At 58.6% G+C, this 13,737-nt stretch carries 15 protein-coding genes (1 of these 15 running past the window's edge); 7 read left to right on the top strand and 8 right to left on the bottom strand.

The window, feature by feature from the left end:
* Positions 1 to 52 precede the first annotated feature (52 nt).
* Positions 53 to 418, top strand: a complete 366-nt coding sequence (gene gcvH / locus ACHQGU_RS01670) for a glycine cleavage system protein GcvH (RefSeq protein WP_062142208.1) — start codon at positions 53 to 55, stop codon at positions 416 to 418.
* Positions 419 to 475: 57 nt separating this feature from the next.
* Positions 476 to 3,394: an aminomethyl-transferring glycine dehydrogenase gene (gene gcvP, locus ACHQGU_RS01675; protein WP_395495651.1), complete on the top strand. Its 2,919-nt coding sequence runs from the start codon at positions 476 to 478 to the stop codon at positions 3,392 to 3,394.
* Positions 3,395 to 3,477: 83 nt separating this feature from the next.
* On the opposite strand, the gene ACHQGU_RS01680 is transcribed toward gcvP, so the two are convergent.
* On the bottom strand, positions 3,478 to 4,431 hold the full coding sequence (locus ACHQGU_RS01680; protein WP_395495652.1) for an alpha/beta hydrolase: 954 nt from the start codon (positions 4,429 to 4,431) through the stop codon (positions 3,478 to 3,480).
* 197 nt (positions 4,432 to 4,628) lie between these two features.
* On the opposite strand from ACHQGU_RS01680, the gene ACHQGU_RS01685 reads away from it, so the two are divergent.
* Positions 4,629 to 4,922: a hypothetical protein gene (locus ACHQGU_RS01685; protein ID WP_395495653.1), complete on the top strand. Its 294-nt coding sequence runs from the start codon at positions 4,629 to 4,631 to the stop codon at positions 4,920 to 4,922.
* A 276-nt stretch (positions 4,923 to 5,198) separates the two neighbouring features.
* On the opposite strand, the gene ACHQGU_RS01690 is transcribed toward ACHQGU_RS01685, so the two are convergent.
* The 7 genes from ACHQGU_RS01690 to ACHQGU_RS01720 form a co-directional block, all read right to left on the bottom strand.
* Positions 5,199 to 6,323, bottom strand: a complete 1,125-nt coding sequence (locus tag ACHQGU_RS01690) for a metallophosphoesterase (protein WP_395495654.1) — start codon at positions 6,321 to 6,323, stop codon at positions 5,199 to 5,201.
* Positions 6,324 to 6,365: 42 nt separating this feature from the next.
* Complete coding sequence (locus tag ACHQGU_RS01695; RefSeq protein WP_395495655.1) at positions 6,366 to 6,935, bottom strand: TetR/AcrR family transcriptional regulator; 570 nt, start codon at positions 6,933 to 6,935, stop codon at positions 6,366 to 6,368.
* Positions 6,936 to 6,940: 5 nt separating this feature from the next.
* Positions 6,941 to 7,405: a nuclear transport factor 2 family protein gene (locus ACHQGU_RS01700; protein ID WP_062142204.1), complete on the bottom strand. Its 465-nt coding sequence runs from the start codon at positions 7,403 to 7,405 to the stop codon at positions 6,941 to 6,943.
* Between the two features lie 136 nt (positions 7,406 to 7,541).
* Positions 7,542 to 8,318 (bottom strand): CHAP domain-containing protein, encoded by a 777-nt coding sequence (locus tag ACHQGU_RS01705; protein WP_062142203.1) that lies wholly within the window; start codon positions 8,316 to 8,318, stop codon positions 7,542 to 7,544.
* 302 nt (positions 8,319 to 8,620) lie between these two features.
* On the bottom strand, positions 8,621 to 8,971 hold the full coding sequence (locus ACHQGU_RS01710; protein ID WP_395495656.1) for a RidA family protein: 351 nt from the start codon (positions 8,969 to 8,971) through the stop codon (positions 8,621 to 8,623).
* An 83-nt stretch (positions 8,972 to 9,054) separates the two neighbouring features.
* A complete protein-coding gene (locus tag ACHQGU_RS01715) occupies positions 9,055 to 9,696 on the bottom strand; it encodes an NTP transferase domain-containing protein (RefSeq protein ID WP_395495657.1) in 642 nt (213 codons plus the stop codon).
* Positions 9,690 to 10,784 (bottom strand): XdhC family protein, encoded by a 1,095-nt coding sequence (locus ACHQGU_RS01720; RefSeq protein WP_395495658.1) that lies wholly within the window; start codon positions 10,782 to 10,784, stop codon positions 9,690 to 9,692. Before ACHQGU_RS01720 ends, ACHQGU_RS01715 begins: the two co-directional genes overlap by 7 nt.
* A 162-nt stretch (positions 10,785 to 10,946) precedes the next feature.
* Between ACHQGU_RS01720 and ACHQGU_RS01725 the strand changes: the two genes are divergently transcribed.
* From ACHQGU_RS01725 to ACHQGU_RS01740, 4 genes are all read left to right on the top strand, one after another.
* The gene (locus tag ACHQGU_RS01725; protein ID WP_062142200.1) at positions 10,947 to 11,360 is read left to right on the top strand and encodes a host attachment protein; all 414 of its coding nucleotides are present in this window, start codon (positions 10,947 to 10,949) and stop codon (positions 11,358 to 11,360) included.
* A gap of 156 nt (positions 11,361 to 11,516) precedes the next feature.
* Complete coding sequence (locus ACHQGU_RS01730) at positions 11,517 to 12,191, top strand: MBL fold metallo-hydrolase (RefSeq protein ID WP_082779499.1); 675 nt, start codon at positions 11,517 to 11,519, stop codon at positions 12,189 to 12,191.
* A gap of 34 nt (positions 12,192 to 12,225) precedes the next feature.
* The gene (locus ACHQGU_RS01735) at positions 12,226 to 12,705 is read left to right on the top strand and encodes a DUF192 domain-containing protein (protein ID WP_062142198.1); all 480 of its coding nucleotides are present in this window, start codon (positions 12,226 to 12,228) and stop codon (positions 12,703 to 12,705) included.
* Between the two features lie 52 nt (positions 12,706 to 12,757).
* On the top strand, positions 12,758 to 13,737 hold the 5' portion of the coding sequence (locus ACHQGU_RS01740; protein WP_395495659.1) for an NAD-dependent epimerase/dehydratase family protein. 1 nt of this gene lie beyond the right edge of the window; the window shows 980 of its 981 coding nt (coding positions 1-980); its start codon is at positions 12,758 to 12,760; only part of the stop codon is in view: it crosses the right edge, with 2 bases visible at positions 13,736 to 13,737.

Genomic DNA, 13,737 nt, shown 5'->3' on the forward strand with positions numbered 1-13,737 from the left:
ATGTTTTTCCTCAGGTTTTTTAAATTATCCGTTTTTATGGAGTGCTGACCCAATGACCCTGTATTTCACCAAAGAACATGAATGGCTCCGCGTAGAGGGTGAGACCGCCATTGTCGGCATCACCAAACACGCCGCCGAAGAGCTGGGTGAACTGGTGTTTGTTGAAACCCGTGATGCCGGCACCGTGGTGCAGGCGGGTGAGTCCATCGCTGTGGTGGAATCCGTTAAGGCAGCGTCTGACATTTACGCGCCGGTGGACGGTGAAGTGCTGGACAACAACCCGCAGCTTTCTGATGACCCGGCCCGCGTCAGCTCCGACCCGGAAGGTGAAGGCTGGATTGTCAAATTCCGTCTGTCCAACCCGGACCAGCTGGATTCCCTGATGGATGCAGACGCCTACGCCGCCTTTATCGCCTGATAAAACGGCCTCGGGAAACGTCATTACTACTGCTTAGCTTTTTCAGGATACCCCCGCATGTTTTCCATTGCTTCCGGTCCGGGCCGCGCGACTGGCCCTTCTGTTGACACTCTGCCGGCCTTCGCGGGCCTTCAGCCGGAGGCAGGGTCCTTCGTTGGTCGCCATATCGGTCCTACTGAGGCTGATCTGGCTGTCATGCTCAAAACCGTGGGGGCAGCCTCTCTGGAGGCTCTGACGGAGGAAACCATTCCGTCTGCCATCCGCGCTACAAAGCCCATGGGCATTGGCGCTGGCTGGAGTGAAAGCGCTGTTCTGGCCCGCCTGCGGGAACTGGCCGGGCAGAATCAGGTCATGACGTCTCTCATCGGGCAGGGCTATTACGGCACCATCCTGCCTGCCGTTATCCAGCGGAACATTCTGGAAAACCCGGCATGGTACACGGCGTACACGCCGTATCAGCCGGAAATCAGTCAGGGTCGTCTGGAAGCACTGCTGAACTTCCAGACCATGATTACGGAACTGACGGGTCTGGACATTGCCAACGCCTCACTGCTGGATGAAGCCACGGCAGCGGCGGAAGCCATGGCGCTGGCGCGGCGTGTGGCCAAATCCAAAGCCACAGCCTTTTTTGTGGATGCTGACTGCCACCCGCAGACCATCGCTGTTCTGAAAACCCGTGCTCTGCCAATGGGTATTACGCTGGTTTACGGCAACCCGCTGACGGATCTGGTGCCGACAGACGTGTTTGGCGCGCTGTTCCAGTATCCCGGCACGTCCGGCACGGTGGCAAACCCGCGCAGCGTGATTGAAGCCCTGCATGCGGCGTCTGGTATTGCCGTCATGGCCGCTGATCCGCTGGCGCTGACCCTGCTGACCTCCCCGGGGGAACTGGGAGCGGATATCGCCATTGGTTCCACGCAGCGTTTTGGCATTCCCATGGGCTTTGGTGGCCCGCACGCCGCTTATATGGCAGTGCGCGATGCGTGGAAGCGCAGCATGCCGGGCCGTCTGGTGGGTGTATCGGTCGATAGCGCAGGCCGTCCCGCCTATCGTCTCGCACTCCAGACGCGTGAGCAGCATATCCGGCGTGAAAAAGCGACCTCCAACATCTGCACCGCACAGGTTCTGCTGGCCGTTATTGCCGGGATGTATGCGGTTTATCACGGGCCGGAAGGTCTGCGTGCCATTGCCCGCCGCATCAACGGCCTGACCGCCACGCTGGCTGCTGGCCTGCGGGCGTTGGGTGTGACGGTGGAAACCGACGCCTTCTTTGATACCATTACGGTGCAGGCCGGTGCAGGCGTGCAGGACATTCTGGCCCGCGCCCGCTCCGCTGGCATTAACCTGCGCGATGCAGGTCATGGCCGCATTGGTATCAGTCTGGATGAAACCAGCTCCGCGCAGACTGTTGCCGCTGTCTGGTCCGCCTTTTGTGCGGAACAGGGGCGGGTTGATCAGATGATGGCGGCACTGGCTCCTGCTGGCAGCGTAATCCCGGAAGAAGTAGTTCGTAAAAGTGCATTCCTGACGCAGCCGATTTTCAGTGCATGCAGTTCCGAGACGGATATGCTGCGCTATCTGCGCCGCCTGTCCGATAAGGATCTGGCGTTGGACCGCACCATGATCCCGCTCGGCTCCTGCACCATGAAGCTGAACGCCACGGTGGAGATGCTCCCCATCACATGGCCGGGCTTCTGTGACATTCATCCGTTTGCACCCAGGGATCAGACGGAGGGTTATCAAACCCTGTTTGATGATCTGGAAAAATGGCTCTGCGCCATTAGCGGCTATGATGCCGTGTCTTTCCAGCCGAACTCCGGCGCGCAGGGTGAATATGCCGGTCTGCTGGCCATCAGTGCCTATCACCGTGCTCAGGGTAATGCGCACCGTACGGTCTGCCTGATCCCGGCGTCAGCTCATGGCACCAACCCGGCCTCTGCCCAGATGGCGGGTATGAAGGTGGTTGTGGTGAAGTGTGATGCTGGCGGCAATATCGACCTTGAAGATATGCAGGCCAAGGTGAAAGCGCACGCAGCGGATCTGGCTGCGGTGATGATCACTTATCCTTCCACACACGGCGTGTTTGAAGAAAGCATGCGCGAAATCTGTGATCTGGTGCATGAAGCCGGTGGGCAGGTTTACGTGGATGGCGCGAACATGAACGCGCAGGTCGGGCTGGCCCGTCCGGCCGATTACGGCGGGGATGTCAGCCACTTCAACCTGCACAAAACCTTCTGCATTCCGCATGGCGGCGGTGGCCCCGGCATGGGGCCGATTGGCGTGCGCGCGCACTTGACACCGTTCCTGCCCGGCAACCCGGCGGACGCGAATACCGAACTGGCTGTGAGTGCGGCTCCGTTTGGGTCTGCGTCTATCCTGCCGATCTCATGGGCCTATATCCGCCTGATGGGGGATGAAGGTCTGCAGCGTGCCACGCAGTTTGCTATCCTGAACGCCAACTACATCGTCAGCCGTCTGGTTGAGGCCTATCCGGTGCTGTATCGTGGAGCCAGGGGCCGTGTTGCGCATGAGTGCATTCTGGACCTGCGGCCTCTGAAAGACGCTGCGGGTGTCACGGTGGATGATATGGCCAAGCGTCTGGTGGATTATGGCTTCCATGCCCCGACGGTCAGCTTCCCGGTGGCAGGCACGTTTATGATCGAGCCGACGGAATCCGAAAGCAAAGCCGAACTGGACCGCTTCTGTGACGCCATGCTGGCGATCCGTGAAGAAGTCCGGGCGATTGAAGGCGGCAAGATCACGGCGGAAGAGTCCGCTCTGCGTCACGCCCCGCACACGGCCAGCGTTGTGACGGCAGAACCCTGGGCACATGCCTATGCCCGTCAGGATGCCTGCTTCCCGCCGGGTGTTAAGGCTGCCACCAAATACTGGCCGCCGGTTGGCCGTATTGATAACGTCCACGGGGACAAGAACCTGATCTGCTCCTGCCCTGATATTGCAGAGTGGATGGAATAAATCCTGCTCCATAAAGCAGTTCTGAAAAAGGCGGCACCGTAGGGGTGCCGCCTTTTTTATGCTCGCGTTTCCGGCTTAGCGTGTCAGGTTTTTGCCAGAAGCCGGCGCACGCCTTCTGTCACGTCCCGCTTCGCTCTGTCGGTCAGCGGGGAAGCCAGCATGTCGAAACCATGCACAGCGCGGGCATAGACGATGAGGTCCGTCGGCACCGCCGCTTGCCACAGGCGATGTGCAAACGTGACGTCCTCATCCCGGAAAAGATCAAGCGAGCCTGTCGTGATGATTGTAGGCGGCAGGCCGGAAAGATCCTGCATGAAGGCGGGGGATAAATAGCCAAACATGGGGTCATTATCAGCAAGGTTTCCGCGCACGGCAGCCCATGCGTGCTGGTTTTGCGCACGTGTCCAGACAAACTCTCCGGTTGTCGGGTCATCAGAGGGGGCGTCTGGTCCGCCAGTGCGCAGGTCCAGCATGGGATAAATCAAAAACTGGCCACAGAGCGGGATCTCCCCACGGTCCCGCGCGAGCAGAGCCGTTGCAGCAGCAAGGCAGCCCCCGCCACTATCCCCCATGACCATAATGCGGGTGGCGTCCACGCCCAATGTGCTGGCCTGATGATGCAACCAGACAAGCGCTGCATAGACGTCTTCTAACCCGCCGGGAAAAGGGGTTTCCGGAGCGAGCCGATAGTCCACAGACACAATTAACGCTCCTGTTTCCTGCGCCAGCCGACTGAGTGTTCCGGCCTGCATCTCAGGCGTGCCTGCAATCATCCCGCCACCATGGATATAGAGAATGGCAGGCATCGTCTGACTCTTTTGAGGAGGGTGGAACAGAAGCACACGCACATCGGGCGCGTCTTTTGGGCCGGCTATCAGGCGTTCCTCATAAGACACAGCATCAGAGTTCAGGAGAGCGGTTGTGCCCTCAGCCAGCGTGCGGCGAAAATCCATCAGGTCGTCATGATCCGGATCGAACGCCGGGAAGGCCCCCACTCTGTCGCGTTGCGCGGCGTCAACCAGATGAACGGTTATCATAAGGACCTCTCTTTGTGTTATTTAAAGGGTATTTCTATAAGTTTCTGAATGAATGCATTCAATAAATAGAGCAGCCATCCCCATTGTAAGCAGTAAAACGGAGGATTAAGTGTCACAAATCTGTGTCTCGGGGCGGGTACGTGATCTGCTATTCTGACGAAATCATAAAAATGATTGGCTTCATAAGGTAACGTGCAATGGCAGATCCCCCGCGTAAGCAGGCTCGCAGTTCTGGAAAATGGTTTGCTGCCAAACGGTATGGTTACGGGGCAGGGCTTCCCATCGTCTGGCAAGGATGGGTTGCGCTCACCGTGTTCCTGAGCGTCACTCTTGGGACGACGTTCGGGATGCTCTTTCTGCGCCCGGACAAGCCGCTTCTGGTCTTGTCTGTTGTGACTCTTATCAATGTGATTGCAGTCGCTTTTTTCCTCTGGATCTGTAAATCCCGAACAGAAGGCGGATGGCGCTGGAGATGGGGTGATAAAGACTGAAGCAGGTTTTCAGATCATAAAATTTAACGGAATTACGACGATGCAGGCCCGTAAAGCACGACAGCCCGCGATGAAGCCCATTCCATAGAGATCATAACGACTTCAGAGTCTTCGCAGGCAGCGCAAACTTTCGGCTTCCAGCAGGTGGATGTGTTTTCTCCTGTTCCGATGCGCGCGGGTAAGGTTTACGTGACACGCTCTGACAAAGATGTCTGGATCGGCGGCGATGTTGTGACCTGCGTGAAAGAGCAGATTTCTTTTCATCAAAAGCGATTTTCAGGAGTGTGCAGGCCCTGTCCGCAGGCAGAAACGGGTCATTTCTGGTGGGCAGAAAAGGCGCAGGGCAAAGCCGGGCCATAAGCCTGTGCCGTTGCTGACGTAGAGCGTCATGCCGCCTACACTATAGCGGCCAGAAACAAAACCGTTATTGCCACGCGCCACCATGCGGGCGAGGCCCGGAAGCATGCCACCATGGGTATGGCCTGACAGTTGCAGAGCCACCCCTTGGTCGGCGGCATTCTGTGCGGTGCGCGGTTGGTGATCCATCAGAACGACGGGCGCGTTGGCCGGGCGGCCAGCAAGGGCTGCTTCCAGATCCGGGCCGGTCTGGCCATGGGCCGGGGCGGAGAGGTCGGTCACACCGGCAAGCACCAGATGCGTGCCATTGCGGGTCAGGACCGTATGGGCATTGAGCAGCATGGTCATGCCAAGGTCGGAGAGATGCTGCATCCACTCGCGATAATCGAAAAAATATTCGTGGTTGCCGGGAATCGCGAACACACCATCTGGCGCATGCAGATTTTTTAGCGGCGCAATATCAGCCCGACGCATGGCCACGGAGCCATCAATAAAATCCCCTGTCACAACGATCAGGTCGGCTCCGGCTGCATTGGCACGGTCCACAACAGCCTGCGTCCAGCGCGCCGGGAAGAGACGGCTAATATGCAGGTCACTGAGCTGGAGCAGCCGATAGCCCTCAAACGCAGGCGGCAGGCCGGGAATTGTAACCGTAACGTCCCGCACCGGGGGCACCCGAATCGCTCCGGCAACCGCAATGGCAGCCAGCACGCCAGCGACACCCGCCGCAGCAAGACGCACGGAATCGGGAATAGAGACAAACTGCCAGCGCACCAGTGCGTCGATCAGCGCGCCCACATCCAGCACAATTTGTAAAAGCGCTAAAAACAGGATCGCTCCAAAAGCCCAGTTGAACAGAATAATCAGCGGGCGTGGGAATTCCGGCACAAACACGGAGCCGGAGGAAAGTTTGCTCCAGTAGAGATACTGGGATGCTCCCAGCATGAGGAGTGCCAGAGGGATTTTGAGCGCCAGAGGCAGAGAGAGCGGCCAGAGCCAGTTCAGGATCACAATCAGGCACGGCAAAGAGGCAGTCAGCAGCAAGACGATTGGTGTCCTTAACGAGCGAGGCAACAGAGCAGGGGATTATCCCTCGCTTTTGCCCGGCTGTCTGCCTTTCATCTCATCCAGAACCCGATCAAACACATCTGGCTTTCCAAGCGCACGAGCCAGCACAATCGCGCCCTGAATCCCCGCGACAATCTGCTCGGCCTGTTCCCGCGCCGCCTGTTCCGTCTGGTGGGTGCGCTGCAAAGCGGTGGTCAGGGCCTGAACCCAGCGGGCAAAGTAGTCCCGGATTGCCTCGGCAAACCGGTCCCGACTGTCACTCAGCCCCAGCAACCCGACCAGACAAACCCTCTGGCCAGAAGCAAAATAAGCGCGCACGGCCACAAACATGGCGTCAATCGCCGCGGCCGGGTAAGCGGAAGTGAGCAGGGGCTGGAAAATCTCCGTTTCAAACCAGTGGTCAATACTGGCCAGAACAGCGGTCATCATCTCTTCTTTCCCACCGGGGAAGAAGTGATACAGGCTCCCCTTGCCCAGCCCGGTAGCCTGAGAAATCAGGCTCAGGCTTGCTCCCTCATAGCCATGCTCCCGAAAGACTTCCGCCAGAAGCGGAAGACTATCGGCTTTTTCAGCAACCGTGCGCGCCATGGGTCTTAAAGGCCCAGTTCAGTCAGGGAGGGGAAATCGTCCGGGCGGCGCGGGCCGGTCCAGAGCAGTTTGCGGTCTGTCTTAAGGATCGGCATGTCATTGATGGAAGCAACGCGCCTGCGCATCAGGCCGTTCTCCTCAAATTCCCACAGCTCATTTCCATAGGAGCGGAACCACTGGCCGGTGCTGTCGTGCCATTCATAGGAAAAGCGCACAGCCATCCGGTTCAGCCGGAAGCCCCAGAGTTCTTTGACCAGCCGGTAATCCTGTTCCTTCTGCCATTTGCGGGTGAGGAAGGCGATAATCTCCTCACGACCGTGAATGAAATCGGTCCGGTTGCGCCAGAAACAGTCCGGCGTATAGGCCTGCGCCACATGCGCAGGATCCTGACTGTTCCAGGCATCTTCTGCGGCGCGGACTTTCTGGGGGGCCGTCTGTTCGGTGAAGGGGGGAAGGGGAGGTTTGATCATATGTGCGACTCTGTACCGTTTGGTTAAGAGTTTACCTATCAGTACAAAATGTAGTTATGCAAGCGTCATGTAGGCACAAAAAAACCGCCGCCGGAGAACCGGGGCGGTTTCAGAGGATGCGCTGTAAGGAGAAGTCTTACTGCTGTCCATCAAACGTAATGGAGTTGTCCTGCGCACCGCTGGTGATCGGGTGTGCATTTTCCGGAGCCTGCGCCAGCTGGGTTTCGCCGCCCTGCATCTGGGTCTTCTTGGCCCATGCCGTCATGACATCGTTGCGGGGGTTGCTGTTGCCACGCTCACCGGGAGCGCGCGCATAAATAAAGCCGTAGGTCGGGTAGATGGACCCGTAGGTGCCGGAGCGGTTGTTCAGGGCAACACGCACAGCGGACCAGTCATTGTTCGGGGAGACGTCAATCACCGGCACGTTGCGGCTGATGCCAGCCTGAGCCCAGTGAGACTGATCAATGATGATCGTGCGGCTGTTCACAACATTCCGCACCACGGCCACATGGCCCAGCGGCATGCGGCGAATGCCACGGAAGTTCAGCACGCTGCCTTCTTCCGGTGCGTTGCCGCGTTCATAAACGCCAGCGGCATTGTGCCACCAGTCCCGCGCATTCCCATGCAGCACGACGGCGGAAGCAGACTTGGCATAAGCAACACACTGAATGACGTGACCGCTACCATAGCCGAACCGACGGCCAGAAGCCGGGTGCCAGCGGCCACCGGCGTAGCGGCCTGCCGCGTGGTAGGATGCGGTGGAAAAGGTGATTTTATGAACGGAACCATTCCGGTGCCCGTTGCTTACAGTATGACGAGCCTTTGCAGAGGCCGGCTGTATGAAGGCAGATAACGACAGAAGAGAAACAACGGCCATCGCGAGGTTGAATTTTCCGGGCCGTCTCTGTCGCATTTCAGCGTGCCTTCCCTGCATCACGGTTCAGTCAATGTGGAATTCAGGTATAAACATCTGCGCAAGTCAGGCAAGCGCTCATTGCGGGGCAAATTCGCATGAGGTTTGGTTTGCTGAATCGATGGGTCTAAAAACGGAAAAATAGGAATAAAATCCTATCACCTGCCACGACAATGCCTGAATTTCTTTATTTTGGGGCAGACGGAAGAAAAGTTGCCGATCTGTTCCAGCTCCATGGATTCGACCCTGCTGTGGCATAGATGCCACGCCGAGCCCCCTCCACGGAGCCGGAAAAGGCAGGCTTATTTGGTCGTCACAACCATGATTTCGACCAGAATGCGCGGGTCAGCCATCATAGCCTGCACGCAGGCGCGGGCCGGGGCACCGTTTTCCGGCAGCCATGCGCTCCACACCTTGTTCAGGGCGTCACGGTCCTTGATGTCTTTCAGCCAGATCTGGGCCTGAAGCAGGCGGGTGTTATCCGTGCCATGCTGTTCCAGCAGGGTGTCCAGCTGTTCCAGAATGTCACGGGTCTGGCCTTCCGCATCGGCGTCCAGATTACGGGCCACAACGCCCTGCGTGAAAATAAAGCCGTGATACTCAACCGCAGCAGACAGAATCGGGTTGGGGTTCGTGCGCAGAATTTTGCTCATAAGGATCTCTTCAGGTTTTCAGCGCATGCGCTGGCCGGCTCCGTGCCGACAGACCCTCAGTTTTCAGGGCGCGAGCCGTATGGTCAACCGGGGGCCTGTGCAGAACGGGCATAGGCGGCCAGTCGTTCCGGGGTGTCAAAATCTACCAGCTCCTCCGCACGGGCCAGAACCCGATGCACGGCAGGGCCAAGAGCGCGCAGAATCGCCCGGCCTCCCTGGTCGCCCTGCACGGCGGCAAGAGCTGCAAACTGCGCCGCATCCCACACAACCGGATTGCCGGGTTTGCCGTCCCCCCGGTCTGGCGCTGTGGCAGGCGCTTTAAATTGATCATGGTCTCGCAGCAGCGCGTTCAGCAACGCGACGGAAACCAGCGGCATATCGCCCAGACACACCAGCAGGGCAGACGCATGCGCCGTCTGCGCGACCTGCACCCCGACTCGCAGGGAGGCGGAAAGTCCGTCCTGTGCGTCCTGCGCAATGCGCGTTTCAAGCCGGGGTGTATTGAGAAAGGCGTCACTTATAAGAGAAGAGAGGTCAGGCCGGTTTGGCGGAAGAATGACCACCACCTTGCTCACCGCACTGGCCAGAACGGTAGCGGTTGTGCGCACCAGCATCGGCACGCCCTGTGCATCCCGGGCCAGCAGTTTATGAGCCGGTGCAGTGCGGGAGGAGCGTCCGGCCGCGAGAACAATGGCGAGCGCGGCGGCTTGCGAAGGCGTTACCACCCCGGATTGTTCGCAAGGGCCGCCTTGCGCCGCACCGCGACAATCTGGGCCAGAATGGACAAAGCAATTTCCTCAGCACCAATCGCACCAATCGCCAGCCCGACCGGGCCGTAGATTCGGCTGATCTCCTGCTCGGAGAATCCAATCTCTTGCAAACGCTCAACCCGGCTGGCCTGTGTTTTGCGGGAGCCGAGCGCCCCGACATAAAAAGCCGGGCTCCGCAGAGCGACTTCCAGCGTCGGGTCATCCAGCTTGGCGTCATGCGTCAGGGTGACAATGGCCGTCATATTATCCACGCCAAGCTCTTCCAACGCATCATCCGGCCATTCCGTCAGCAGCGTTTCCCCAGGAATAAAGCCGGGGAAGCGTTCCGGGGTAGCCAGCGCTGTGCGCGGGTCAATCACCACGGGAGAAAAGCCTGTCATCCGGGCCAGAAGAGCAAGATGCTGAGCAATATGCACAGCGCCCACAATCAGCAGGCGCGGCGGCGGGGTCAGCGGCTGCAAAAACCAGTCCAGTCCGTCTGCATCCGGTTCATTCCTGCAGCGGCCAGAATTGAGACAGGCCAGAGCCGCGGGAATCAGCTCCGCCGGAAAGCCCGGGGGCGTGGTTTCTGTCGTCAGGTCAGAGATTAAAAGATGTTTTACACCATCCAGCGTGCGGGCCAGCAGCGCGCCGGTCCGGGCAGTCTGTTTGGCGCAGGCTTCGGCCAGCAACGCTTCCGGCAGCGTGCCGGAGGGGCAGGCGGGGGAGTGCACAGCTTCCACCAGCACATCCAGTTTACCGCCACAGGCCAGCCCCACTTCCCACGCGCGCGCACTGCTTACGCCGTAAGACAGCACTTCCGGTGGAGCGCCCTCCATAATGGCTTGCGCGGCCGTAATCACGTCGGTTTCCACGCAGCCGCCGCTCACGGAGCCTTCTACCCGGCCTGTGTCACTAATGGCCATCAGGCTGCCTGCCGGGCGCGGGGAACTGCCCCATGTGCCCACCACGGTGGCAAGGGCCACAGCATGGCCTTCCCGTGCCCATAAAAGAGCATGGTCCAGTGGGGTGAGCGGCTGAGGTGCGGAAAGAGGGACAGTCATAAAATCCAGTCTATACCAGCCCTTGCAGGCTGTGCCCACGGAAGGAACGTGGGGTCAGGCCTGCCTTTGTGGCAGGTTTCCGTGGGGACGGGGTCTTGATAGGCAGGTGAACAACGCCCATGTCATAACATGAGTGCTATTAAGAGACTGAGGAGTGATTTCATGATTGAATCAAGAGACGGACGCGTCATTTACGTTGTGGCTGATGGCGGGAAAGTCCGTTTCCTGCATGATGGCGAAGGCAAAATGCACGATGTGCAGGACTTCGACAGCGAAAAACATGAAGCCACTCCGGGCAAAATGCCCACGGGTGCCACGCCGAAAGATGCAGCTAAAGACGGCTTTGCCCGCGTTGTGGCTGACCGTTTGAACGCGCTGGTGAACAGCGGTGAGAAGATTGATGGCTTCGTGCTGGCTGCTCCGGCTCCGGTGCTGCATGAAATCCGCCAGCATCTGAGCAAGCCTGCTGCTGCCAAGCTGATCAAGACCTTTGACAAGGACTTCACCAACATTCCGGCACACGACATGCGCAAGCATTTCGATATCCCGGCAACAGGCTGGGTTCTGCCGTCCTGATTTCTTAAATCAGGAACGAGGTCTGAAAAAACTGCCCATGCTCAGCATGCGGCAGTTTTTTTATGGGAAAACCCTTTTAAGGTAAGGGGAGAGGCTGCGAGCAAACCGGCCATGGTCCCCATAGAGACGCATAGTTACAAGAAGGAGCCTGACGTCTTGCATTTAGTGTATCCCGACATGCAATTGCAGGTTCTGCCTGTTACCCCGTTCCGCCAGAACTGTTCCCTGTTGTGGGATGAAAACACCCGGCACGCACTGGTCGTGGACCCCGGAGGGGATGCGGACGTCCTGATGGACGTCATCCGCAAGCGGGGTCTGACGGTGGATGCGATTCTCCTCACCCACGGTCATCTGGATCATGCCGGTGGTGTTGCTCCCCTGTCCCGCGCTCTGGCCAAAGAGCAGGGCAAAGCGCCAACGATCATTGGCCCGGATAAACGGGACGATTTCCTGTTGTCTTCCATTGTGGATCAGGCGCGCCATTTCGGCCTGTCTGATATGGAAAATGCAACAGTGGACCAGTATACGCAGGACGGAGACCGTCTGGAGCTACTGGGGCGCACTTTTTTAGTTCGCCATATTCCCGGTCACACACCCGGCCATGTGGTGTTTGTTGATGAAAAAGCCCGTTTTGCTTTTGCCGGAGATACCTTGTTTCGTGGTACAATTGGTCGCACGGACTTCCCTTATGGAAATAGTTCCCTCTTAATAAGCAATCTAAAAGAGAAATTACTTCCCCTTGGGGACGATATCGTCATTATGCCCGGGCACGGTGGCTCGACCTCGTTGGGAGAGGAACGGGCGAACAATCCGTTCCTTCGTGCCGGCTAACAGGAGTTTGTGAGTGAAACAGGGTATTTGCGGTATGCTGGCCGCCTGCCTGACAGCGGGTGTGCTATTAGGGGCCAGTCCGGTTCGGGCCGAAGATATGGGGGAGCCGACCCAGGCTCAGGCAACGCTGCCGAAAGAAAACCTCACAATCGCCTCGGCGAATGGTCGTCACGTCTTTTCGGTAGAACTGGCCACAACGCCGCGCCAGCAGCAGGTGGGGGAAATGTTCCGCACCACCCTGCCTGCGGATAACGGCATGTTGTTCCTGTGGGCAACTCCGCAGCCGAGCGATATGTGGATGGAAAATACGCTGGTCCCGCTGGATATCGTCTTTATAGGGACGGACCACCGGATTCAGGCCATTGCGGAAAATGCCGTGCCGCGCAGTCTGGCCCATATCAGCAGCCACGGTCCGGTGGGTGCAACGCTGGAACTGGCAGGCGGGGTAACCGCTAAGCTGGGTATTACTGTGGGCGATAAGGTGGAAGCACCGTCTCTGGAGAAAAAATCCTGACGCAGAGCGTTCTGTCCGGGGGTGCGTACAGCCCTGGCAGCGGGGGTGTAACGTGACGTTTTTAGTAACCGGAGCAGCCGGGTTTGTTGGCTACCATGTCAGCCAGGCGCTTCTGGAAAGAGGAGAGCGGGTTATCGGCATCGATAACCTCAACTCATATTATAGCCCCGCTCTCAAGCAGGCTCGCCTCGGGCGGCTTGGGCAGGCGCCGGGATTCGTATTTCATCAGCTCGATCTGACACAGCCTGACGCGCTGGATACTCTGGCTGCGCAGGAGCCCGATATTCGGGGTATCTTCCATTTCGCGGCACAGGCTGGCGTGCGCTATTCCATGCGGGACCCGTATGTGTTTGCGGACAGTAATGTGCTGGGCCATGTGGCCGTGCTGGAATTTGCCCGCAAACTGAAGCGGCTGGACCATCTGGTCTATGCGTCGTCTTCATCCGTCTATGGGCGAAACACCAGTATGCCGTTCAGGGAGACAGACCGGGTGGATGAACCCGGCTCCTTCTATGCTGTGACCAAACGGGCCGGAGAACTGGCCTCTTCCGCATACGGTCATCTCTATGGCCTGCCGCAAACCGGGCTGCGCTTCTTCACGGTCTATGGGCCGTGGGGGCGTCCGGATATGGCCTATTACAGCTTTGCCCGCGCCATTGCGCAGGGGGAAGACGTCACGCTCTATGAGGGTGAGGGGCTGGCGCGGGACTTCACCTATATAGCTGACGTGGTGGCCGGCGTTCTGGCGGTATTTGAAAAACCGCCAGCCGCAGGTGAGGCGCGGGTGCTGAATATCGGTAACCACAGGCCGGAATCCGTGCGCTACCTTGTCTCTCTGCTGGAAACGGAACTGGGCCGGAAAGCAAACCTGCGCCTGTTGCCACGGCCCCAGGCAGATGTGGAGAAGACGTGGGCGTCCATTGACGCCATTCAGTCTTTAACCGGCTGGCACCCTACAACCGTGCTGGAAGAAGGTGTGCAGCGCTTTGTTTCCTGGTTCCGCACCTACGAGAAACTCACGATAAACGCCTA

The organism is Acetobacter sp. KSO5 (assembly GCF_044094635.1).
Lineage (GTDB): Bacteria > Pseudomonadota > Alphaproteobacteria > Acetobacterales > Acetobacteraceae > Acetobacter > Acetobacter cerevisiae.